Genomic DNA, 25134 nt, shown 5'->3' on the forward strand with positions numbered 1-25134 from the left:
GCAAAAATCACCAGCTATTCATTGATACGGCATTATTTGTATCGGAAGCTACTTCCATAGCCTTGATAACAGCACCATTTACGGTCTGGCGTAAGCCCATTACAATGACGTTAGGTTTATTTCCTGAATGAAGCCAGCATTCAGGGATATAATATTCCCTTTGCTGGCCGGCCTCCCAATGTCGACCAATATTATGACCGTTCACATAGATATACCCGTTTCCCGAAGCATTAATGAGTAACCTCCATGTATTATTGATTGTAGCACCCTCAGGCAACTTAAATTCGGCTCTGTACCAGGTAAACATTGCATCCTGCTTTCCTTTAGGCTGAATATTGTTCCCTTTACGAGCGATATTACTCAACGTATCTAATGAAATGGTCTGCCACTTGCGCGGCTTGAACGAGGGCCGGGTAAAGCCATTTTGTACCCCGGCTAAATCTCTGGACACCTGCCAGTTTAGTTTTTTCAGCAAGGCCGAGTCCGCCTGGCCCAAACCCGCTACCCGAATACCACACAGCTCTTCCATCGGAAAATAGCCATGCTCGTGCCCGATATTTTCATATACCAATACAATTTCATTTTCGCCCGGATGCAACAAACTTTTTACATCAAAACGGTTCAGGTAATCTGTTTCTTTAATGAAGGTGAAGGATTTATCTCTTGGCCTGGTAACTTCGGCAGCCCAGGTTTCTGAAGGGTATTCCCGCTGAGCCAGCTTGCCATTAACCTGGACATTGATAATATCCCTGGAGAAAGTATTAAAAAGCAAGTGCTGATATTTCCCGGCTTCCTCCGGAGTTAATTTGAAATGGGAACGATAAAGTACATACCTGACGTCATTGATTCCCACCTCGGGAAGTGAAACACCTTCCTTTAGCGGCTGCCATCTGGCTTTAAAATCTTCATCACACTTCTGAACTTCTTTTATCCGCACCACAACAGGTTGTTGCTTTTCCATTTCCGGACTTTGGTACGTCCACCACTTCCCCTGATCCGGATTTGAACCCGAAGCAATGATCAAAACCTTTGTTTCCATCGGCTCCAGGCTATAGTTAATGCTTAAATCGGCTAATCCGGCTAAAGCCGCATTTTTACTTGTGTTCAGATGAATCAATACCTTGTTTTCGTTCTGATCAAAATTGTACATTGGCTTACCGGCGTCAGCGCTTTTATCCGGCTGAATCAGCATCGTTCCGGAGGCTCTCTGCGCCGAACTGTTATGCAAAAAGACAAACCTGGTTCCATTCTGTGCAACACGGATTCCGCCTGCCACTTCGAACGGGATATTTTGAATGACACAAACACCTCCCCGTGAATGGATCAACAGGGAACCATAGGTTTTGATAAAATGACCCAGGTTGCGGGCAGCGTAATACTTGGGGGATAAGGCTCCGTTTTCCCGGATCGCAGCATTGTAATCATAAGAAGTGGTTTGCCCGCGGGCACCCCAGCCGGCAAAATGAGTCCCCCCAACAAAAACATACGGGAATATACCTGTTGAACCACCAAGGATGGACATCATCCCTAATGCATAAAAATGTTTGTCGTCGGAATAATGCTCTTCGCTTAATGCCCCTTTAACAGTCGAAAACCAACCGCCTTGCAATTCGGTTACAAAACCCGGAGCATTCGGCTGTTTCAGTTTTAGGTCTTCCATTCTCTTTGCACAGGTAATGGCATCTTTTTTTCCCACATAATAATTATCACAATCAAACACCTGAGACAACAGACTGTCCCTGCTACCACGGCTTTCCGTAGTCATACAGGTAAATATTGGGATATCTACCCCTGCATGAACAGCAGCCTTGTACATGCGTTGTAAAGCATATACCTTGTTGTTCGTTTTGTGATAGTCATATTCATTCTCGATTTGCATTAATATAACACCCTTCTTCCCTTTGGGCTTCGCTGTAATTTGCTCTTTAGCTATCAGTTTGCAAATTGCTTTATACCAGTGGTCGCACCAGTCCAGGTATCGAGGGTCAGCGCTTCGCAACCAGAAATCCTTAACGTCATCCGGGCGATATTTTGCTAACCAGCGGGGATAACCGCCCCCGGCAAACTCTGCACAAATAAATGGCCCGGGACGTAATACGGTGTAAAAACCGAATTCGTTTTGTGCCATGTCCAGCCATTCCTTCAAATCGGTAAAATCAATTTGGGAATAATCATTTATATCCCTGGGCATATTTAATTCACTCAAATTCCACGGTATATATGTTTCGATTGTATTGAACCCTGCTGCCTTAATTTTGATAAAACGATCACGCCACAGTTCCTTAGGAGTCCGGAAATAGTGAAATGCTGCACTATAGATAAAGAAGTCTTTTCCTTCAATTTTCAAACTTGATCCGTCATAATATATCCTATTGTTAGCAATCACATCATAAGCTTTCCCCTTTTGTGTTTCAAAAATTGTAAGATATCCGTTGCCAGTTTCATTCACCTTGGCTTTCACGCCATTAACCGTTACAGGCATATTTGTTCTTAAAACGCACGTTCCGCCTTGTAATGACTTGATAACACTATTTGATAATAAGCCATTTGCCCAATTGATGCTTATTTCAAAAGCTCCTCTTGCTTTTAATCCTTTTATCGATCCTTCTTTCCATGCAGATGGCAATGCAGGCAAAAGATGAATTTCACCGAGATGACTTTGCAACAGCATTTCTGTAATGCCCGCCGTACCTGCAAAATTTCCGTCAATCTGGAAAGGCGGATGAGCATCAAAAAAATTCGGATAGGTTCCACCGCCACCTTTACTGTCAGAGCCTGAGTAATTTAAGAGCTGCCTTAAAAGTTTGTATGCATGATCACCGTTAAGTAACCTTGCCCACCAGTTAATTTTCCACCCCCTGCTCCATCCCGTACCTGCATCTCCACGTATCTCCAATGATTTTCTAGCGGCCTCAAAAAATTCCGGTGTATGATTAGCTGATATTTGCCTTCCCGGATAAAGCCCGAATAAATGCGATGCATGTCTGTGCAATGGATCCGTTTCTTCAAAATCCATATACCATTCCTGCAACTGTCCTTTGCTGCCAATGTGAAGCGGATATAGTTTATTTCTTTTTTCGATCAGCATATTTCTAAAAGCGGTATCTGCTTTCAAAACATTACTTGCATCAATGAGATTGGTAAATAAATCCCAGATAATTGACATATCCATTGTGGTGGCTACCGACACAGATTGTGGTTTCCTGTTCTTATCTCTGAATTTATTTTCAGGTGAAGTGGAAGGAGCAGTAACCAGATAACCATCTTTATCTTCCACCAGCCAATCCAATGAAAACATTGCTGCTTCTTTCATAATAGGATAAGCATATTGAGCAAGAAAGTTTTTGTCTTTTGTAAAAGTATAATGTTCCCACAAATGCTGACAAAGCCAGTTACCGCCCATATACCAATTGGCCCACACAGGATCACCTGCCCCCACATCTCCTACCGGATTGGACGTGCACCAGATTTCTGAATTATGGTGCGCTACCCATCCATTGGCCCTGTAAAACTCTTTGGCGGTGTTGGCCCCCGTTACCGACAGGCCTTTGATCCAGTGGAGTAAAGGCAGGTGCATCTCCGAAAGATTGGTCATCTCTGCGGGCCAATAGTTCATTTGCGTGTTGATGTTGATGGTATAGTTGGAACTCCAGGGTGCTCTTAATTCCTTGTTCCAAATTCCCTGCAAGTTGGCAGGCGGCCCGCCGGGTCTGGAAGAAGAAATCAGCAGGTAACGGCCAAACTGAAAATACAAGGCCTCCAATTCTGGATCATACGCGCCTTTGGAATAGGCCTGTAAACGCTCGTCAGAAGGCAAGCTATGATTGCTGTTAGTTACAGCCGTGTCTTTCAATGTAAAGGAGACACGGTTAAAATAATGTTGATAGTCTGCGGTGTGTGCTTGTAGTAAAGAAGGATAAGTTTTTTTAATGGCATTATTGATCAATGAAGCGGCCATTGCTTTTTCATCTTTTCCCTGGCTGTCAGGACATTTGTCAAACCCATTAAAGCTGGTAGCGGCCGCTACATAGAGAACGACTTCACTGGCATCACGTACCTGTATCCCTGAGGTATCGGCAACCACTTGACCATCTTTGCTTATGGCTTTAATGCGATACTGAAAACGCATGCCGTTACAACCAGTGGTGTCTTCATAAACCACAGGCTCCCTGCCTTTGGGATTGTAATATCTGGGATCCACGTGAGCCGGAGCTTTTCCATTGACCAACAGTTCATTACTACCATGAATTGATAACTGGTAACGCAACTGGCTTTGGGTAGAAACATCAAAGTTCAAAGCACCTTTACGGCTGGCTGTAATGCGCACCAACAGCACATTGGCGGGTGCGGAGGCAATCACTTCCCGCTTATATTCTATACCGTTTACTGTAAAGCGGGTGGTGGCAATGGCTTTTTGCAGATCCAGGTCCCGGTAATAAGCAGAAGGAGTGGCCCCCTGAAAGTTTTGCTTGATTACAAGATCTCCCAAAGGCATATAAGACTCGGTAAACAAACCTTGCATTTTTCTGGCTAGCTGGTTGGCCTTGGAATAGTCTTCTTCTTTCAATAAGGCCTCTCTGATTTGCGGGAGGTAAGTAGGAGCTTCCGGGTTGATGTTTCTTTTTACCGGGCCACCGCTGTACAGGGTACTTTCATTGAGCTGGATGAGTTCTTCTTCCACCCCGCCGAAAATCATTCCTCCGATGTGTCCATTACCTACCGGCAAAGCCTCTACCCATTGAGTAGCAGGCTTATTGTACCATAACTTTAAAGTAGACTGGGCGAGTGTAGTAAAAGGAAACCCCGAAAAAAGAAATAGATGTACAATGAAATTAGTATGCGTTTTCTCTATTAATCTTTGAAATATTTTCATATCAATTCTGTTGTAGAACCACCTCAAACTATTTTAACCACGTTAGCAAAAGAATCCTCTGGTTTGATATCAGGTAAACTTACTACCAATCCATCCCCTGTCCTTTCAAAGGATAATTGTTGTTTGTTCGCCACCCATTCCACTCTTGTAATTTCCTGTGGATAGTTTGCACTTCCTTTGGCCAGAGTTTTAATGAGTAGCTTTCCGTTTTCCGGCCAGCCCAAAGCAGTAGCATACAATGCTTCTCCTTTTGTAACAAAGCGGATATCTTCCGAGGTGAAGGGCTTTCCCTTTCCTTCGTTAAAACCCTGAGCGGTCAGGGCTGCGGCTGCTTGTTGCGCTGGCCCTTCCCCAAAGATTTTCCATGGTCTCGTTCCAAAAACACTTTCGCTGTTAGCATTTATCCAGCGGCCGATTTCTTCTACTATCTTTCTTTCCTTTTCATCAATGGAACCATCACCCCGTACCGGAATATTCAACAGCAGGTTACCATTTTTACTTACAACATCCACCAGCGTCTGAATAACGGTTTTAGCGCTTTTGTATCCATTACGGTCATATATTCCGCGTTCATAGTGCCAGCCACCTATACAGGTATCGGTTTGCCAGGGAAGTGGCTCAATGTTATTACTCTGTCCTCTTTCAATGTCCCACACCATGGCCTTACGCTGGTCCTCGTCCAGTATTTTCCCGTTAATTACCGCTCTTAACTGGCCATAATCTTTGATGCTTTTGTTGTAGAGGTGAGCAGCAATACGTAGCCCGGCATCAGAAACAGGCCACATGGGTAATTGCGAATCGTCAAAATAAAGAAGATCCGGCTCATACTGATTGATCAGGTCAATCGTGCGGTTGAAGAACTTTTCAATATAGGCTTTGGTTGGTTGCGCTACGCCATTGCCCCAGTTCCATTGCTTGTGTATCCTGCCGTTATCATGGCTGTTTTCACTAAGCGGGTGATTTTGTGCATACAGTTCCTGCGGGTCTAATCCCTCCCACCATGTTCCTTTGCCATCGGCCTTGGTAAGATTGCCATCATAAGGCACACCTGCATATGGTCCGCTTTTATCGGAACGTTGTGCCACTTCGTACCAACTCCAGGCATGAGAAGCATGTATGCTTACGCCAAAGGGCAGACCTTGTTTTTTAGCAGCTTTGGCCCATCCGCCGATCAGGTCTTTTTGGGGTCCGATCTTCGTTGCGTTCCAGTTCTTTTGGTATTTGCTGTTGTACAAATCGAAATTATCGTGGTGATTGGCCATAGCCACAAAGTATTGGGCACCTACACTTTTGTACAATGCCACAAGTTCTTCCGGATCCCATTTCTCGGCTTTCCACTCGTGAATCACATCTTTAAATCCAAACTTTGAAGGATGGCCATATTTCTGTAGATGGTATTTATACTGACGGGAACCTTCCAGGTACATACCCCTGGCATACCAGTCGCCGGCTTCCGGCTGACACTGCGGTCCCCAGTGGGCCCACATGCCAAATTTGGCATTTCGGTACCACTCTGGTGTCTGGTAATTCTGTAAAGAATCCCAGGTGGGCTTAAATGGCCCTTTTGCAATAGATTCACCTAAGTGTTGCTCACTAAATATATAATGACTTCCTAATGCCCTGGATAACCAAAAAGAAGGAATAGCAGCAGCCATTCCCTTAATCAATGTTCGCCTTTCCATAAATTGATTTTATTGAAGTTTATGATTGCCCTCAGTATCAGGCCAAATCCCGCCGGGACGTATCACAGACTGACGCTGTGCAAACAACATGGAAACCTATTGAGTATTCGCTGTATTTGGGACCGATTGAGTAAGGTTTTCATCTTCTGAACCGGCTTTACGAAAAACAATTCCTTCCACAAATTCCCCTGTAAAAATTCTAGCCATATCTGATGTCTTGTACCATGTTGGTTTTCCTTTCATATCATCGGTAATCGGTTTTCCGTTGATTACCAGGTTTTCAAAAATTATGTTCTTTACTTTCCTGTCTTTGTCATAGCCGGAGATTATGGATAGTTCAGCATGATTTCCGTTATAGGTGACATTTTTGAACAGCACGTTTTCGATTCCTCTTCCTGGAGCAGTACAATATTTAGAGTTGAAGAAAACACGAAGATTCAAAAGTTGCCCCTGCCGGAAATCTTCTACCCTAATATTTTCGAAATGAACATTGCGCACAAGGTTGTTATCTCCCGCATTGATGCTCATACAGCCCTGGTAATCTAATTGAGCTTCTTTATGATCCAGAATATCGATATTGCTATACTTTAAGTTCTCAAGCGTTTCCGGAACAGGCGTATTTCCATGCGTGCCAATCAAAATCGGGTGGGCAACATCCGCCCACAATGTTGAATTCCGCATGGTTATGTTTTTTGAACTTCCGGTAAAGCCTAACCGTGTGCCATATACAGTTGTACAATCATCAGAATTTCTGTTAAACACGCCATCGATTAAAACGTTACTGCTACTGATCACATTCATTCCGTCGCCCCAACCGAAATAACTTACCGATTTTACATTGCGGATGGCAACACTATCAGATCCGCCAGTAAAACACTGGGTACAAAAGATGCCCTCAACACTCACATTTCTTGAATTGGCTATGCGGACACCCATTTTCACAGATTGATCCACCATGCCACTGCCCAGTACACGTACATTTTTTGCATCATTGATCAATAGCTGCCCTTTTAGAACCGCACCGCCAGCTAAGTAAACGGTCTTTCCTGAGGAAATGTGCAAACTTCCACCCGGCAATTCATGCATTCCCGGCCCGTAGTAAATAATGTTCGTATCAGCTTTATCAGGCTTGAAATTGTCAATCTGATTGGCGAACAAGTGAAGGTTGTGAAAAATATCACCGTTGACCTCCACAGAAAGGTTCATAGGTTTGCGTAGCTTAAACCGTATCGTGTTGTTTTCAGTTACCTGTTTGATGTTGTATGATAATGGGCGAATGCGTGTACTTTTAATCTTACCCTTAACGAAATTAACCGCAACTTCAACTTCGCCTGAAAAATCAAAATAAGCCATCGAAGCATTTTCTGTAGAGTGTTTCGCATCTTTCACCTGGTCAACTTTAATAAGGTAAGTAGGAATAGTTTGCCATGATTGGCCTGGAAGTCGGACCTTAACAAGAAAATCGTGATTTAATAATGCACCAACTGGTGCCTGGTAGGCCTTCAAATTCCCAATCTGCTCAACCTGCGCACAGGTAACACCCGTTGTTAATACCATTGACAAACAACAAATGACTCTGACTCTTCTAAAAATTGCCAGTTTTCCGATGGGATATAAAAAAAATATTCTGAGTAATTCCATGGGGCAGGTTTATTTACCAACTATCGTCACTGTTTAATTCTTAAGTTCATTTTCCAGGTTGTAATAGGAAAAGGAGTTTCTACCCCTTTTCCTATTGTTCTGTTTTGTCCGCTTGAGGTCAAATCATTCCGGGATCTCCACTTTCCTATATGTGTGTGACCATTTCAGGGAATCCTTTCCATCTTTAGAAAAGACAACGCCGCTCAGCACCAGCCACTTCTTGTCCTTACTGAGCTCATAGCTATTAACAAACTCCTTATTCTTCAGATCCCATTTGGCGTTAAACCGCAGATGAGTTACTTTTTCTTTATAATGGCCCTCATCCAATATTTTATACTCCCCTTTATGTGTCATAATTGTGTTTCCCTTTTCAAAACCCACATTATAATAACTCCCGTTTTCCTCAAATACCTTCATATGGGAAGGTGCATTCGGATCGGCCGGGTTACCAGTAACCCAAAAACCGGCAATTGCAGAATTAGAGATATTACTTCTATTGTCTTTAGAAAAAGACAATATCAAAAAAGAAAAAATCACAAAGCAGATTACTGGGAAGTACTTGTTCATTTTATTAGTTTTAGTTTGAAGAGATAGAAGCGTACAGATAAAACTTTTACCGCACAATATATTGAGTGGCAAATGTGTCAATACTGGTAGAATCAGGACGGTATATGGTTCTATAAGTAAACTTTGATGTTTGATAATTGAATCCTTTTAAACCAGTTCTTGCATTTGTTGCTGATGTAATCACCGTCACAGAATCACCATCTGGATTTTTTGGATACTTTAACTCTGTGTGTAAGGCTGTTTTTACATCAATAGCATCCCAATTTATTGTCGTACTGTCAGTAGCCGCAACATAGGTAATGGACGAAATCAAACGGTTATTGATCGTTCGACGATAGGAATCTCCATAAGAAACCCCGGTTACCGTTACAGGAACAGAAGAGTTACCTTCTGCATCATACGTAAAGATGGTAAAGGTTCTTACACCTTCAGCTACTGTAAAAGTCTGATCAAAAAATGCTCCGTTACTTCTTTTAATTTCATAAGCTACTGAATCCGCTTTATTATTCCAGAAGATTTTCAAAGCTACGATCTTTGGGTCTGCATTCAACTTACCGGTGATGCGAATCCTGTTCATACCTGAAAACACTGAAATCGAGTCTAGTCTACCAGTATACAGGATTTCTCCATCAGCAGTATATTTTTTAAAATCATCCCATTTTGAACAGGATAGAAGGGTTAGAGTTACCAGAAAAACAACGGGTAACCTCCTCATGTTTATTTTATCAAATGCTATTTTCATTTTGTAATGATTGTGAGTGAACTAGCAGCGGTACAGTAATAAGGTACCGCTGCCAGTAATTGATTGTTGAATTCACTGATTAACGCGGATCTCCATACACTTTAAGTTCATTGATACTTTGGGCAGTACCGCCGGCAAAGTTTTCCAGGCACCTTATTCTTAGAAACTTAACTTTTGGTGCATCCAGGCGGATCTCCCAATTGAATCCGGCACTTGCTGTAGCCTGGTCCAGGGCATTATCCGTACCATAAGGAAGACCAGAGGGTTTCACAACCTCATAACTTCCCAGCAAAGTCCAGCTATTGTCCAATGTGCCATTAGTAGATGGATTGTCAGAGCCATAGATCTCGAATCTCTTCATTGTTGTTAAAAAGTAATAGCGCGTACCTTCCGGGTATGGACGGATCCAGATACGACTAAGCTTGGCCGTTATCCCCATATCAAAAGTAATCATGTGCGGCTGGGGTCCTCCATTCACCTGGTGCGTAAAGCTGGTATAAGGCCATCCTAAACGGTTATCCCAGGCATACTCCAATTTGGCGCCATTCGTTACCTGTGGAGCATCTCCGGGTAAAACAACACCCCTGAAATTTACCGGGTTTAGCTGTGTTTCGAAAATCGGGTTGATATCTCGATACATCGTATCCGTTGTGTTGCCCCACCGATCTTTTACTAAAAAACCAAGCCGGGTGGTTACAGTATCCATGCCTTTGACCTTATTCAATATATTTTTTTCATTGGTAAAAACACTCATATTGTTATTGATCTCATACTCCTTAAATACATTTTTAGTCAGCACAACGATTGAGATGTTGTCTCCGGTTGGGTTACTTGCAGTTAAGTTAAAACCTCCAAAGGCATTTACAATGTTGATGCTTTTAAAAACCTGCCAGATAGGCGCTTCCAATGGTTTTATCTTGATTACTACTGGTGCAGACTGCACTCCGCTCCTGGATACAGAATATAGCTTCACTTCATGCTCCAGTGTATCTGCAAAACCTTCCAGGATGAGAGAATCCTGGTAATAGGATGCCTTAGTTTCTGCTAATTCACCTGAAGAGGGGAGATATTCCGCTTTTACATACAGCAGATTTTTATCGCTGGGTATAGAATAGGTGATCTTTGCCTTTCCTGGCCTGTTTTCCACCTGCACATTGCTTACAACTACAGGAATTGATTGATCACTACTGACAGGCTGATGGCCTTCGTCTTTCTGGCAAGATTGTAAAGCCACAAAAGCCGTAACAAAAAGAATCAAATGTTTTATGCTAAAGTTCATATCATTAGTTTTTGAAAGTAAGTACTACCATCCCGGGTTTTCCACTAAAAAGGGATTTCTTCTGGTATCAAAATTTCCAATGGGCCACAGGTAATCACGAGGGGCAATGAACCGTTGACTGAAAATGACCCGCTCCTTATAGTATGTATCAGCAGTTTTACCTATAACGTTCCATCCGGTAATGTCTTTGTTATATTCTTCATATGCCTTCTTCCACCTGCGCAGATCCCAGAAACGATGCCCTTCAAAAGCAAGCTCTATCATCCGCTCACGCTGAATGATTTCTCTGAGTCCTTCCTGGGTGGCAAACTTTCCTGGGTTGTTGGAATAGTTGGTCCAGGATTCTACAACGCCTTTCAATCCGGCTCTATTTCTTACTTTGTCAACATAAGCAATTGCAGTAGCAGAAGCAGGCTCAACTTCGTTCAATGCTTCTGCATATAACAGGTATAAATCGGCGAGCCTGATCTCTGGCCAGGGATATTGCTTCCATACCGGGGCAGATGTTCCTGCTGTTGTTGATTCCCAGTGAACCAGCTTTTTGATAAAATAGCCCGTTTCATTCCAGTTTTTAAAATCACCAAATCCAGCTTTATCTCCATTTTTAGCTTTTACATAAAAAGTGTTTCGCTCGTTTCCAGTTGATGTGGCATCTTTTTGATACCAAACGCCACCATCAAAGCCCAAAGAAGCATAAAAACGAGGCTCCCTGTCATAGTTCAATCGTGCCGTAGAAAAACCTGGCTCAATATAATTTCTTTCATTTGTTGCAGCAGTTCTCAATTGTTCGTAATTGTTAAAGTTGAGTGTTTTATCCTCTTCAATGGGTACTCCGTTATGCGTGTAGTACATTTTTGCAATTTTCAGCGGGGCTGCCCACACGCCCAGCAATTGCCCTCTGTTGGTATTGCTTCCTCTTTCCATTGGAGGCATACAAATGGATTCATTGACAAAGTACATCTGTGAGTTGGCCCATACATGCTCCCTACTCCATCTTTCCGTTACAGCATTCCTGATATTCAACTGGGTTTTCGTGGTATCAGTCAGGCCTAAGAAATCTACTTTGTATTCATAAAGGGCATGTCCATTAGCTTCTGCGGACTCGATAGCGGCCTTGACAGCATCCCTGGCTTTTACCCACTTATCAGCATCAAAAGTTGGATTGAACAAGGCCACTCCTTCTTTATCTTTAAAGCTGGCATAATCAGGATTTCCGTTAAAAAGAGGACTTGCTGCCGTTACCCATAATTTAGCTTTTACAGCCAGCACAATGGGTTGTGTGATCCTTCCCAGTTGCGTGTTTTCTTCCGTGATTTTAGCAGGTAACTTTTCATAAGCAGCATCCAATGTCCTGGAAATGTAATTGACTACAGAATCTACTGGCATGCGCCGGGAAAACGAACCATCTACATCAGAATCGATGCCTATATTTTCATCTATAATTGGAATGGGACCATACATCCTGAACATATAGAAGTGGTAAAAAGCCTTTAAAAACTCAGCTTCGCCAATCCATCTTTCGCGTTCAGAAGGTGCAATGTCCGGAACCTTGGAAAGATCGCTTATGTTCTCCAAAAAGATATTACACTGACGGATACCTCTCCAGATTTTTTGATGATCAAACTTGGTACCATTGCCTTTACGTTCACCAGCCCATTCATCAAATAAAGGAGCATCTTTATTTTGCTGCCCCTGTGCGATCCTGAATATTGGATGCCAGTGCGCCTGGTCATTCTGGGGATACCAGATCTCATCACCGCCTGTTAATCCTACATTGTACCAGCCATCGCCACTTTTCGGGAGAAAAGAGTACAGGGTAAATAAATATTTTTCCGCTTCATTTCTGAGTTTAAAAGCATGTTCTATGGTTGCTACGTTATCAGGGACCACATCCAGGTATTTTTTACAGGAAGTTCCCCCTACTGCTAATGTTGTAATGAGTATAGCGAAACCAATATATTTGTTCCATTTCATGGTGTAATGATATTTGTTCATGATTGTGAATGTGCGCACTTAAAAATTAACCTCAACACCTAAATTGTATACAGATTGGATAGGATATGCCAAGCCGTTGCCTCCCATTTCGACATCCCATAATTTAAAATTACTCAGGATAAAAAGGTTGGTAGCAGAGACATAAACACGCCCACTGGTTAAGCCCAATTTTTTCACCTTGCCCACCGTATAGCCCATATCTATATTTTTGAGGCGCAGGAAATTGCCATTACGCATCCACCAGGTAGACTTTTCGTTATTGGGCTTTACCCTCCAGGTACTCAGGCGTGGCCAGAACGCATATATATCCCGGTTGTCTTCGCTCCAGTGGCTTTCACTGATTACTTTCAACAAATTGGTTTGGGAGCCACCGTCCTGGTAAAATGGCTGGATCTTATTTGGATCAATAAAGAAGGATGAGCGGGCAGACCCCTGGAAGTAAAAGCTGAAATCAAACTTCTTATACCGCATAGAAGAACCGAATCCGTAAATAATTTCAGGTTGTTGAGGAAACCCTATGGCTACCTGGTCGTCAGTGGTAATGACACCATCTCCATTGATATCCCGGTACTTGATATCACCAGCCAGCAAACCCCGATCATTGAATTGAGTCGGGGAGTTGGCGACTTCCTTTTGATCAATGAACAACCTTTCGGCTATATATCCCCAGGCCTGGGAAAGTGAAGAACCGATTGTTCTTAAATGAGCCAGGCTGTTGTCATATAGCAGTTCATCAGCCACTACTTTTTTGCTGGTAGCATAGGTAAACGTACCTCTTACATTGGCATACCAGTTTTTATTCAGGTTCTTTTCGTATTTGGCCGTAAGATCGATGCCCTGGCTTTCTGCCTTGCCATAGTTGGAGCTTGGAACGGCCATCAAGCCCATTGCAGATTCAATATAGGTTTTAGGCTGTAATATCTGGGATCTGTATTGCTTAAAGGCATCAACGATCAATTCAAAGGAATTGAACAGATTAACATCCATTCCCAGGTTGATTTGCCTTGATCTTTCCCAGGTAATATTGGGGTTGGCATACCTGGATATCGAAATACCATTTCTTCCATAAATCGCGGCACCATCATTTCTACCGAAGCTGGCATTAAAGGCGCCATCATTTAAATTAACATTTGACAGGTAGAAAAAGCGGTCTTCCACTTTTCCGATCTGGTCGTTGCCCACAATGCCGTAGGTAGCCCTGAATTTAAGGTCACTGACTACACTCTTGAGCGGATCGAAGAACTTCTCATTTGAAATTTTATAACCCAAGCCTGCAGAAGGGAAAAAACCAAAACGATGGTTGGCATCAAAACGCTCAGAGCCGTTGTATCCAAAATTAAACTCGGCTAAATACCTGTCGTCATAACCATAAGTAAACCTTCCGGATATACCATTGTTTCTTTTTGGCAGAGAAGCCGTCACACTCCCGGCATTTCCAGACTCATAACTTGATATATATGATATTAGCGAACCACCTACCCTGTGCACATCTCCAAAAAGCCTGTTATAATTTAAGGAACCTTCCAGCCAAAGCCTCGAATCAACTTCTTTCCCATTCTCAGTATAATCGAGGTATTCGGTACCGGCAGTGCCAATAGAAGTAGCAGAACCGTCATTCAATACCATGATGTCATATGATTTACCATCCTGACCGATCAAAGCATTATAGAAAAATGGATTATACTTTCTTTCCACAGCATAATAAGAATACCTTCTGAGGTATGCCATTGAACGGAAGCTTAATCCTTTCGTAATGAAATCAAGATTCTGTTTCAGTTCGATCTGGGGCTGTATATTGGAGGTTTTATACTGCCTGAAGCCCCTTACCATCTCGGCATAAGGATTCACATATAAAGTAGAGGTCAATGCTCCGTTTGCCTGCGTTTGGGCAGAGCCAAACAAAGGGTGGCCCACATAAGGACGCTTTTCCCGGGGATAAAGGGCAGGGAAAGCAACAGGATTCGATCCAAGTGCCAGATTATAAATATACGCCCCTCCTTCTTTAAACTTAGTACCTGCAATGGGTCCGTTATAATCATCAAATTGGCCATACATAGCGACAATCAATTCAGATGATTTGGTCAGGTTCAAATTAACCCTGGAACGCAGCGAATATTTAGCCAGCCTGATATTACTGTTGAAATCATTGATGGGATCGACTTTTAAAATACCGTTATCCTGGCCATAAGAAGCAGAGACGTGATACGTTGCTTTCTGGGTACCACCATTGACGCTTACATAATAGTTTTGGTTGATGGTGTATTTTTTCAGCAATTGATCTATCCAATTATTATTCGGGTAGAGAACAGGATCATCACCTGCCGCCGTATGATTGATCTTATTCTGGGTATAAGGCAGGATGGCGTTAGGAGACCTAGTTAAGGTAGCTTCGTTGGCCAATTGCATGTAGGTGACGTTATCAGCAAATTTGAAATTCCTGGTGTTGGAAGAAACACGCGTTTCACTCCTGGCCATAAACTTTGCTGCGCCCACTTTTCCCCGTTTGGTGTTGATTAATACCACACCATTGGCACCCCTTGCACCATATACCGAAGCAGCCGATGCATCCTTTAAAACGGAAAAGTCAGAGATGTCATCAGGCTGAAGACGGGCCATGTCTGTTGGTGTGGATTCCACACCATCAATAAGAATCAAAGGATCCTGTTTACCAGTACCAAATGTGGATAAGCCCCTGATATAGAAAGTAGAGTTGTCTGTTCCCTGGCCAGGCTCACCACTTTGCTGGAAGGAGATCATGCCTGCCACCCTGCCTGCAATGGCATTGGTGATGTTGCCGGTAGGTGTTTTAAGGTCTTTTACACTGACTGTAGTAATAGAACTTACCAGGCTGGCCTTTTTTTGGGTACTGCCAAAACCAACCACAGTCACCTCGCTCAGATCTTTTTCTTCAGGAAGCATTTTTATGGCCAGTTGAATAATACCATCAACAACCTTCTCCTGGCTCAGTTGAATGAGTTTCTTTTGATAACCAGTAAAAGTAAACTCAAGAACTGCATTTCTTGGAACTGTAAGTTTAAAACGGCCCAGTTCATCTGAGATCAGTTTTTGATTTTTCCCAACAACAGAAATGTTAACAGTTGGAAGTCCGCCAGAACTGTCGACAACGACACCCTGGACTGTTACCTGCTGCTGTGCTATGCTTTGATTACAAAACAGGAGCAGGGCAAAAAAGACAAACAAATTGCTTGACTTTTTTAAGATCCAGTATAAATTTTCTTTCATAATAAATGAGTGGTTAATAGTTTTATATGCTAAACATGATGGCAACAGGAATAAGGATCCATGTAGTTGCATCCGAGCGATTGCAACCGGCTCAATTACTTCTTGTTACCTGAAGAATGATACAATGGAAGAAATAGGAATTATGTAAGCATCAATAATTTTTCCTAATCAGTTTGATTGACTACACTTTTTGCGCATGGACAAGCATTATTTTTAAAGAATAAAAAACATTTTCAGACTGAAAAGAGAACTTAACAACGCAAAAGCTTAACGCTAAATCTTTTAAATCTTACACTTATATTTTACCGGCTGAAGAGCAATGCTACTTGCTAGAGTACAATTTTCAGGTGTACGTAACTTATTTAGGGACTGAATGAACTTATTATGGGGACGCTCATCGGAGTTTTTAGTAACTCGCTGGTGGAAACTGTTTTTGAATCAGTCTTCGTCGTGTCGGTCACCTGTGCCTGTGCGGAAGGAAATAGCCACAGCATGCCGGAAAGGAAAACGACGGCAACCTTAGCGTAAATTTGCCTCATTTTAGTGGTTGTTGAATTGGTTATAAAAATTTCTTTCTCAGGATTTTTCATCCAATCTGGGAGGTGACTTATTAAAGACGCCCTGAACTGAAACTCATTTGGTCTTTTCCATTTAAAGATGATGAGTCTGGAAATTGATGGTAGATAAGCAATCATTTTAGTAACTGGCAGATTTTTTTGGTCTTTTGTTTTATTGACAATGTAAAAGTACAGGGGTAAATGACGACACATGAGAGAGGTAATTGCCAAATAAAGGCGGTAAATCCATCATTTTAACGAAAAAATGGGTAAAAGGAAGCGACCGTGAGGCAAAAGCGCTCAGGAAGGGATATTCACTTTTTTTTATACAGTGTCAGCCCAAATTCAATGTTAACACCCGCAAGACCCCTCAGCATAAATCTAAATCTTGAAAAATGGTGGTTGAACCTCAGTTGACCAAATGTTACAAATTATTTTCATTTACAATGAAGAGTAGTCTGGTAATTTGCTTCACATGGGATATTTAATGATTACAATAGTTTGGAGTGAATAGAGTAGATAAGTGCAAAATGACCTTTTCTTTGGTTGGATCATTTAACTAGCAGCGATTATATACTAGTTATGATTAATAGCTTTTTAAAAAAGTAGAGTTTGCTCCTCCCTCAATGCTGTCATTCTGATAATCTTTTGCGAGGCAGCCACCATTCCTTTATAATCAAATGGCTTTTCCAAATAGAGTTGGGCCCCGGTACTATAAGCAGTATTTACATTTTTAATTATACTGGAGGTGCTCCAAATCACAACAGGTATGTCTTTATAGCCTGGATGATCTTTAACCATCTTTAGGATTTCAATACCGTTTCTTTTCGGCAGGTAAAGATCAATAACGATCATACAGGGTTTGCAATCTTCTAGCACTTCCCAAAGTCTGTCGGCATCGGACAAACAGATTAGCGACATCTGCTCAGACAGTTTCGTCAAGGCTTGAATCAATAACAGGCAGTCGTCCTCATCATCATCAATGAGCAGGATGTTTCTTGTTTGGTGAACATGGTGTTTCATATGTTATTCTTTAAGTTTGAGAATCTCTAAATGATTTGGCTCCTATGACCAGGGCCCTTCATATCCCCTTAATGAAAGGAGAAGAGGAAGGGGTAGAAAACCCCTTCCGATGATTGCCATATGAAAATTTCGAAAAGAGTGATATTTTTCCACTTTTATCACAAGTTGCAAATTAGTCAGGCAAAAGAAAAACCTACGGGTAAATGTCAAAAAAGGGGTATAAAATAGTCTTTTGAAGAAAAAAGACATAATACTGGCCCAAAGTTTTAAAGTCTGGTGAAAAAGCAACCGTAGCCATCCTCAACCAGATGAACCGGATGAACACATTGATCTCTTGCTTTTAACACAATAACATAATGGGGTACCCATCTTTTTTAACAGGTTGAGATAGTTGTGTAATTGCCTTTCAGAAACCTTCATTCTTTTTGATAGTTCCGAAGGTGTGCCAGTTTTTTTGTTGGCAATTAGTTGGTCAATACGTTCTAATCGTTCTATAATTTTAAAAGACATGTAGTTAGTTTTAGGTTGGTATTTTGGTTAAATTATTACATAAGAGAAAAAGCGTATATTAAGAAGGAAGGGGGTAGAAACCCCCTCCCGTTTTTCGCATATATGCGAAAATCCCTAAGTTTAAATCATATTGTTAGTCGGTTGATCATTGCTTAATGATCTTCTGATACATCTGCTGATTGCCGTTCCTAACCTGTACATAGTATATACCCGCAGCCAATCCTTTCAGGGAAATAGCTTGTGTAGCATTAGTGAGGCGTTGGCTGAGTACCATGGCACCATTTGCATGATACAGTTGTACGGTAGCACCTGCTTCCAGTTTACTTACCTTGATAGTTGCTACTTCGCTAGTTGGGTTAGGATACACCACCACGCTATAGTTGGTAACCTCTTCCAATACACTACCCTCACGGGCCAGGGCAACGGAAGACGAAGTGCAGCCACCTAAATGATCACCATGGTTCAGATGATCCTGCACCGCTGCGGAAGCCACACAAATGGTATTGTTGTTGTGGCAAATCATCACCTTGTCGTTGTTGTTACCGCATCTTACATCCAGGACATTGATAGCAATAGATGCTGTGGCCGAACAGCCTTTGCTATCTGTTATGGTTGCTGTGGAAATTCCTGCTACACTTACAAGTTTTGATTGTGTTGTTTCCCCAGTATTCCACTGGTAGCTGTAGGGCTCAGTACCACCCGACGTAGTTGCAGTTACCGTAAGTGATGTTGAACCATATCCCAAATACAAAGTATTCTTCGCATCAACTGCAGAATCCATTGCATATACATCCGGAATGCTCGCAATAATTACCGGGTTCACTGCTACAGTCATTGTTGCGGTGCTTACATTACCATGAACGTCGGTTACCTCCCAGGTAATTGTAGACTCACCCACATTAAAAGAACCACTTGCATCAGTTCCTGAACCACTCCTTGAAGTAGCTCCGTTTACACTGTAACGCACAGTAGCAATACCACAATTATCAGAAGCATTCAATGCAGGAATCGAGTAAGAACCGCTGTTGCTGTAGCAGAAGAACTGTGCAGCCGGTGCTGTAATTAATGGGTTGGTGTTGTCAACAACAGTCACCTGTGCTGTACCTGCATTTGAATGTCCATCTGCATCAGTTGCCGTAAGTGTTACGGTTATCGGAGCACCAACATCAGAGCAATTGAATTCGGTTTTATTCAAACTCAATGTCAATGCGCCCGAATAGCTCACGGAACCATCATCTACTTGCTGTGGTGTGATAGACACATTTCCGTTGGCTTCTACCGCTGCAGTGATGTTTTTGGTTATTACCATTGGCGGCATGTAAACAGTAAGTTGTTGTGAAACTGATGGAGCTGCCTGGTACGTGTTATCTCCATTTTGTGAAGCAGTGATGGTAGTAACGCCTTTGCCTACAATATGGATCATACCATTGACAATTGTTGCTACATTTTCATCTGAACTGGTATAGGATATGGGCAATCCTGAAGAAGCAATGGCACCGGCATTAAAATCCTCATCTCCTACCTGTTTTTGTGAAAGAGCTTTAAAGGTGATGGTTTGGCTTTCTTTCATATTTTCTGCAATCTCCGCATCGCTTAAAGCCCTCTTGTAAATCTTAAATTCATCAATGGAACCTCTAAATAGCGGATCATTAAATTGAGATTTACCCAGGTAGTTTAACGTGGTGCCGCTAGTAGTGCCCGCAGGGGTAAGTTGCGAAGGCTTGATATTGATCGCTGTATTGCTTGATACCAAAGCTCCGTTGATATACAGGCGGGCGGTATTGCCTGATTGGGTAACCGCCAGATGCACCCACGTGTTTAACGGGAAGACATAAGGTGAACTTACGTTTAACTCTGTGCCTCCGTTTTTAATGGCATAACGAACGATTGATGATGTTACGCCATTTACAGCAGTAGTTCCTGCCTGAACAGTAAGGAACATGTATTGTGTCGTACTGTTCCCAAAATCAAACACCCGCATCCAGTTTCCAAGCGCATCCATTTTCACCCAGGTGGAAACGGTAAAATCGGATAAAGAACTTACGATTCCGGTTGGCAATGTAGCATAGGAAGCAGCCGTACCATTCAGTTTAAGTGAAGTTCCGTATTTCCCGGCATCGCGAGCTGCTGCGACCGCTAATGTGCCGTGAGCAGCACCCCAACTATCAATAGCACGTGTTCCGCTTGCTTCATCAAATTTCAGATACGTAAGCTGACCATCATTAGGCAATGCCAGTACTTCTGTGCTCAGAGGCATTTCCCCTACACTATCAACTGCGGCAACCACATAGTAATAAATAGTTCCATTACTAACATTGGTATCAGTAAACCTGGTAGTACTCGCACTTCCGATAGTAGTATAAGGTCCGCCTGGTGTAGTTGAACGCTTAACGTTATACGTAAGGTTCTGAATAGCATCCCATTCCAGGATGTTTTTAGCATCTCCTGCTGCAACTATAACATTGCTTACCATATTATTCTGTACCGTTAACGTGATGGTTTGTGTACCAGAAATACTGTCATTGGTGGCACCTATAACTACAGAAAAACTGCCATATTCCGTAGGTGTACCTGATATTACACCTGTAGTTGCATTTATGCTTAAGCCGGCAGGCAACCCTGTTGCTGTAAAATTGCTGTATGGCCTATCCGTAATGGTATAGCTAAATGGCCTGCCCATTAAAGTAGTGAGCTCAGTATTATTGGTAATACCAACCAGCAACGTTCTTGCCTGTGATGTTGCTCCATAAACGTCATCTCCTGCCTGTGAAGCCGTAATGATTGTCGTTCCGGCAGTCAGAATATGTACCTTTCCGTCTTCTACCGTTGCAACTGATGGATTTGAACTGGTGTATTCTACCGGAAGTCCTGAAGAAGCAGTAGCGTCAAGATCAAAATCCGCATCACCCATTAATTTGGGAGCAATGGGGTTGAACGTAATCGTTTGGCCTACCATCATACTTTCTGCAATTTCTGAAGCACTTAAAGCTCGCTTGTAAATCTTAAACTCATCAATTGAGCCTTTAAAAAACGGATCATTGAATTGCGATTTACCAAGGTAGTTTAAATTTGTGCCGGTAGTAGTACCCGTAGGGGTAAGTTGTGAAGGATTAATACTAAGTGCTGTATTAGTTGATTTCAGAACTCCGTTGATATACAGTTTGGCTGTAGTTCCGGATTGAGTAACAGCCAGGTGTACCCAGGTATTCAATGGAAAGGCATAAGGAGAAGTTACACTCAACTCTGTCCCTCCGTTTTTAATTCCATATTTAACAGTTGATAATGTTACCCCATTCGCTGTAGTCGTTCCTCCCTGAACGGTGAAGTACATGTATTGAGTAGTACTGTTACCAAAATCAAACACACGCATCCAATTCGCAAGGGCATCCATTTTTACCCAGGCTGAAATGGTAAAATCAGTTACATTATTAACAATTCCGGCGGGCAGTGTAGCATAAGAAGTGCTTGTCCCATCCAGCTTAAGTGCATTTCCTGTTTTCCCTGCATCACGTGTTGCTGTAGCTGTTAAAGTACCATAAGTAGTTCCCCAGCTGCTGACACAACGGTTTCCGCTGGTTTCGTCAAATTGAAGATAAATCTTCCCTACATTCCGCGAGGCCAAAACCTCCGGACTGGAGGCAACACCATCCGGCGAAGCGACTATGTAGTAATAAGGTGTTCCATTATTCACTGTAGTATCAGCGAACGCTGTTGTGCTCACCGTGGCGATAGTGGCATAAGGCCCGCCTGGTGTTGTTGAACGTTTGATATTATATGCAAAATTGGCGATAGGATCCCATTCCAGGATGTTCTTTCCATCCGCCGCCGAAGCAGTCAGGCTTATCGGAACAGTTCCAACCGGTACAAAACGGAACGGAAAACTATAGGGAACCGGATCGTTATCACTTCCAAGTACAGCAAGTATTTGATTGCCACTTTTATACCAGTACCCGTTTCCAGCATTTTGTGCCCGTTGAACCGCATGCGAGGTACCGTTAGAGTAAATATTAAATGAATTGTAAGTGTCTGAGTAGGCAATGACATTACGGCCAAATAATGCGTCCTCATAGATATAATTGCTAAATGCCGCAGGCGGTGCGCTCAGACAAGTAATTTTATACCTGCCGTTTCCCTGCTTTTTCACATTCCACATTTGCACTAAGGGATTGGGATTCGACACATCAAATAAAGGCTTGTTGGTCTCATTCCTGGTCCATAACGAATCACTGGCAAGGGGTTTGATATAGTAATTCCCGTCAGCAAGTGTATTCGTATAGTAATACATAGAGGCCTTATACCGTTCCATAGCATTCTCCAATATCGTAACGTAGTCATTCATCTGAAAAACTGTTGATTGCGGATTGTACAAGGACTGCACATACGTGATGCTATCATTCAACTGTACTTTGGCCGCTACCGGAAATTTACCTCCCACAATTGAGTCGCTCGTTTGGGTGGTATCGCGTAGTTTTATGGCTTCAGCCAACTTTTTAAGGTAGGAGGAGTCCATGTCTGATGGCGTGACGGGCTCTATTCTAAAAATCTGGTTTGGATTATCAAGCCATCTGTTCAGATTTATTGCGGCACCGTCTAAAGTACTTGAACTAGCAACATCAAGCGCTTTCTGGCTTTGTTTGCCAACAATGCTGAACGTCCCGTTTTCCCGGTCCTTAATAGACCATACCTGGGCTGAATCTGTAGCCGAATAAGTGCGCTGTTCAATAAGTGCACCATTGGTTATGGCATTGTTCACTACATCCATCGCTTTTCCACTCCGCAGATTTACAATCTTATAATCGGTACCGGATATAGGAGTTATTCTCCAATGCTGGTTACTTGAAGAAGAATAGGTATTTTGTCCCAATAAGGCCCCTTCGGCTGTTGAACTATTTTTAACCTCTACTGCTTTATTGCTATGAGTTACTATAATTCGGTATATCCCATTGAAACTATCGGAATTCAATACCTGCGGAACCGGCGGCGCTTCCGGAATACCTCCATCTCCTGGTGAATCCGGACTGGTGCCCGCAGAATTTACCGCACAAACCTTATAATAATAGGTCTGACCGTTTGATAAATTATTATCCAGAAACGTATTTCCTGAAAGGCCTGTGGCAATGGTAGAATAGGTACCGTTTTCAGAGGTCGAGCGTTTAAGCGTATAGCTAACTGCACCAAAGGAGGATAGCCATCTTACCCGCATCTGTTTATCTCCGGGATAGGCATATATAGAATGCGGAGCTTCCGGTGCAGTAACCACTCCACCTTGCCCTCCGGTAACACTTACATTGCTAAAAGTAGAGGTGTTTAAAACACCATTGACAACGGAACAAACCGCCAGGCCAATGTAGGCCTTGCCGGTAAAGCCCGTATACCTGCCCTCGTGTGACGCCGCCCAACTTACACCATCAGGAGAATAATAGGTGGCAATCATCTCCCCTACACGTTCAATTTTCACCCAATAAGGAATGCCAGGTATGGGCCTGGACGCTTTCTCATAATAAGAACCGCCCCTTAGTTCTGACCATCCATGCATAAACGACTCGGCTTTCACCCCCGGAGTTACCGCTATCCATGCCCTTTGCGCTGAAGTAGAGGTCAGATCGGAACGGATCATTACCCCCGCCTTGGCATTAGAAGCAGTGCCCTCAACTGATTCCACTTTAGCGATGATGGAACAATTTCCGGTCACTTCCTTATACACGAAGTGCAAAGCATCCGCTCCATGGGTCCATATATCCCCACTTCCTTTTACCGTCCACACATTGTTATTGTAGGAACTGCTTCCGGCAGGGGATGCCGTGCCTATATCCAGAGAGGTTAAGCCCCCTGTTCCAACTTTGGTAGGCTCAGGGACAATTTCTGTTTGCGGTGGAACAGTAGCCGTAGAGTTGTCTTCCGACTTATAGAACCAGGTGATTACCGGGTCAAAACGTCTGGGGATGGCATTTAGCAGTTTGTTCAGGTAAACCGAACTTTGCTTCTTTCGGACTACATAAGCCCCGTGAGCCAAAGTAGGGCCAAACCTTCCCATATCCCAGGGGTTGGTTATATCTGTTAAATAATAGGCATCAATAGTACCAAAAGGGACGAACCCGATGGGTAAGCTTAAATTTTTCCTGGCAAAATATTCGGCATTTGCCATAATCCGGTCCTCCAGGTCGGAATAAATGTCGATACCCTGTTTATACAGCACTTCTGCCGTGAAGGCCAGATTGTTCCATGTGCCGTGGGCGTGTCCCTGGTCCCTTAAACTTTCTCCATTCTGGCCACTGGGCAAGGTATTTTTAAGCCCGCAAGAAGCAATATATCTCGACAGGTAGACAATATGAGCTATTTTAGCAGGATCATCGGAAAATGCGGCGATCACGACACCTGCGGCCATACTCAAGTTACCTTTATTGGATGGCCCTATAGCATAAAAAGAACAGCCTGAAGCCGGCCAGTATACGTTGTTAAACAGGTTTTTTACGGCTGCAGTATTTTCAGCCGTCCAGCCACTCCAGGTTCCGCGAAGAATAGAGGCCGCTCCGCCGTAGGCATACGCGTAATCCCCTAAGTCCAGGTTTCCCAACTGTCCTCCAAACTCCGTTTGGGTAGTGGCCCATGCTATTAAAATATCCCTGGCCTTTGCAGCATAGGCCTCATTTTCCGTAAAATACCACATCAGTGATAAATTAAAGGCTGCCGTCATATCGTTTCTCCAACGGTAAAGGTTGACATCAGGACTACGGGTAACCGTAGCAAAAGCCTGATAAGTATAAGTCAACTGTGACTTGCCATCGGCAGCCATAATATCATAAGCCTGTTTCCAGGGATAATCTCCGGCCTTAATATGAGCCTTCAAAACTTCAAGGTCTGACTTGGAAAGAGGAATTCCTGGATGCGTAAAGGTTTGCCCTGTTGCATTTGAGGAAAGCAAAAAGATAATAATTGTTACCCAAAAGCAGTTGAGCATTCTGATCTTTGGTAAAGTACCATGTGTAAAAAAATTCATCATACTGGCTGTTTAATCGGTTAAA

At 42.8% G+C, this 25134-nt stretch carries 11 protein-coding genes; all 11 read right to left on the reverse strand.

The genetic code is table 11. The features are described from left to right. Window positions 1-7 precede the first annotated feature (7 nt). Window positions 8-4873, reverse strand: a complete 4866-nt coding sequence (locus tag OCK74_RS13925) for a glycosyl hydrolase family 95 catalytic domain-containing protein (protein ID WP_279297656.1) — start codon at window positions 4871-4873, stop codon at window positions 8-10. A gap of 23 nt (window positions 4874-4896) precedes the next feature. After that, the gene (locus OCK74_RS13930) at window positions 4897-6555 is read right to left on the reverse strand and encodes an alpha-L-fucosidase (RefSeq protein WP_279297657.1); all 1659 of its coding nucleotides are present in this window, start codon (window positions 6553-6555) and stop codon (window positions 4897-4899) included. 96 nt (window positions 6556-6651) lie between these two features. Then, a complete protein-coding gene (locus tag OCK74_RS13935) occupies window positions 6652-8196 on the reverse strand; it encodes a glycosyl hydrolase family 28 protein (RefSeq protein WP_279297658.1) in 1545 nt (514 codons plus the stop codon). A 123-nt stretch (window positions 8197-8319) separates the two neighbouring features. Next, on the reverse strand, window positions 8320-8763 hold the full coding sequence (locus OCK74_RS13940; protein WP_279297659.1) for a DUF4488 domain-containing protein: 444 nt from the start codon (window positions 8761-8763) through the stop codon (window positions 8320-8322). 46 nt (window positions 8764-8809) lie between these two features. Next, entirely contained in the window at window positions 8810-9505 is a 696-nt protein-coding gene (locus tag OCK74_RS13945) for a DUF4998 domain-containing protein (RefSeq protein ID WP_279297660.1), read from the reverse strand. Window positions 9506-9584: 79 nt separating this feature from the next. Beyond that, window positions 9585-10784: a DUF4959 domain-containing protein gene (locus OCK74_RS13950; RefSeq protein WP_279297661.1), complete on the reverse strand. Its 1200-nt coding sequence runs from the start codon at window positions 10782-10784 to the stop codon at window positions 9585-9587. 24 nt (window positions 10785-10808) lie between these two features. After that, window positions 10809-12758 carry a RagB/SusD family nutrient uptake outer membrane protein gene (locus OCK74_RS13955; RefSeq protein ID WP_279297662.1) on the reverse strand — a complete coding sequence of 650 codons (1950 nt, stop codon included), beginning with the start codon at window positions 12756-12758 and terminating at the stop codon, window positions 10809-10811. 39 nt (window positions 12759-12797) lie between these two features. Further along, on the reverse strand, window positions 12798-16022 hold the full coding sequence (locus tag OCK74_RS13960; protein WP_279297663.1) for a SusC/RagA family TonB-linked outer membrane protein: 3225 nt from the start codon (window positions 16020-16022) through the stop codon (window positions 12798-12800). Between the two features lie 1154 nt (window positions 16023-17176). Then, on the reverse strand, window positions 17177-17602 hold the full coding sequence (locus OCK74_RS13965; protein WP_279297664.1) for a response regulator: 426 nt from the start codon (window positions 17600-17602) through the stop codon (window positions 17177-17179). A 300-nt stretch (window positions 17603-17902) separates the two neighbouring features. Then, window positions 17903-18112 carry an HTH domain-containing protein gene (locus tag OCK74_RS27995; RefSeq protein WP_423803161.1) on the reverse strand — a complete coding sequence of 70 codons (210 nt, stop codon included), beginning with the start codon at window positions 18110-18112 and terminating at the stop codon, window positions 17903-17905. A 145-nt stretch (window positions 18113-18257) separates the two neighbouring features. Further along, a complete protein-coding gene (locus OCK74_RS13970) occupies window positions 18258-25112 on the reverse strand; it encodes a LamG-like jellyroll fold domain-containing protein (RefSeq protein WP_279297665.1) in 6855 nt (2284 codons plus the stop codon). Between the last annotated feature and the right edge of the window lie 22 nt (window positions 25113-25134).

The sequence above is a fragment of the Paraflavisolibacter caeni genome, assembly GCF_025628885.1.
GTDB classification, from domain to species: domain Bacteria; phylum Bacteroidota; class Bacteroidia; order Chitinophagales; family Chitinophagaceae; genus Flavisolibacter; species Flavisolibacter caeni.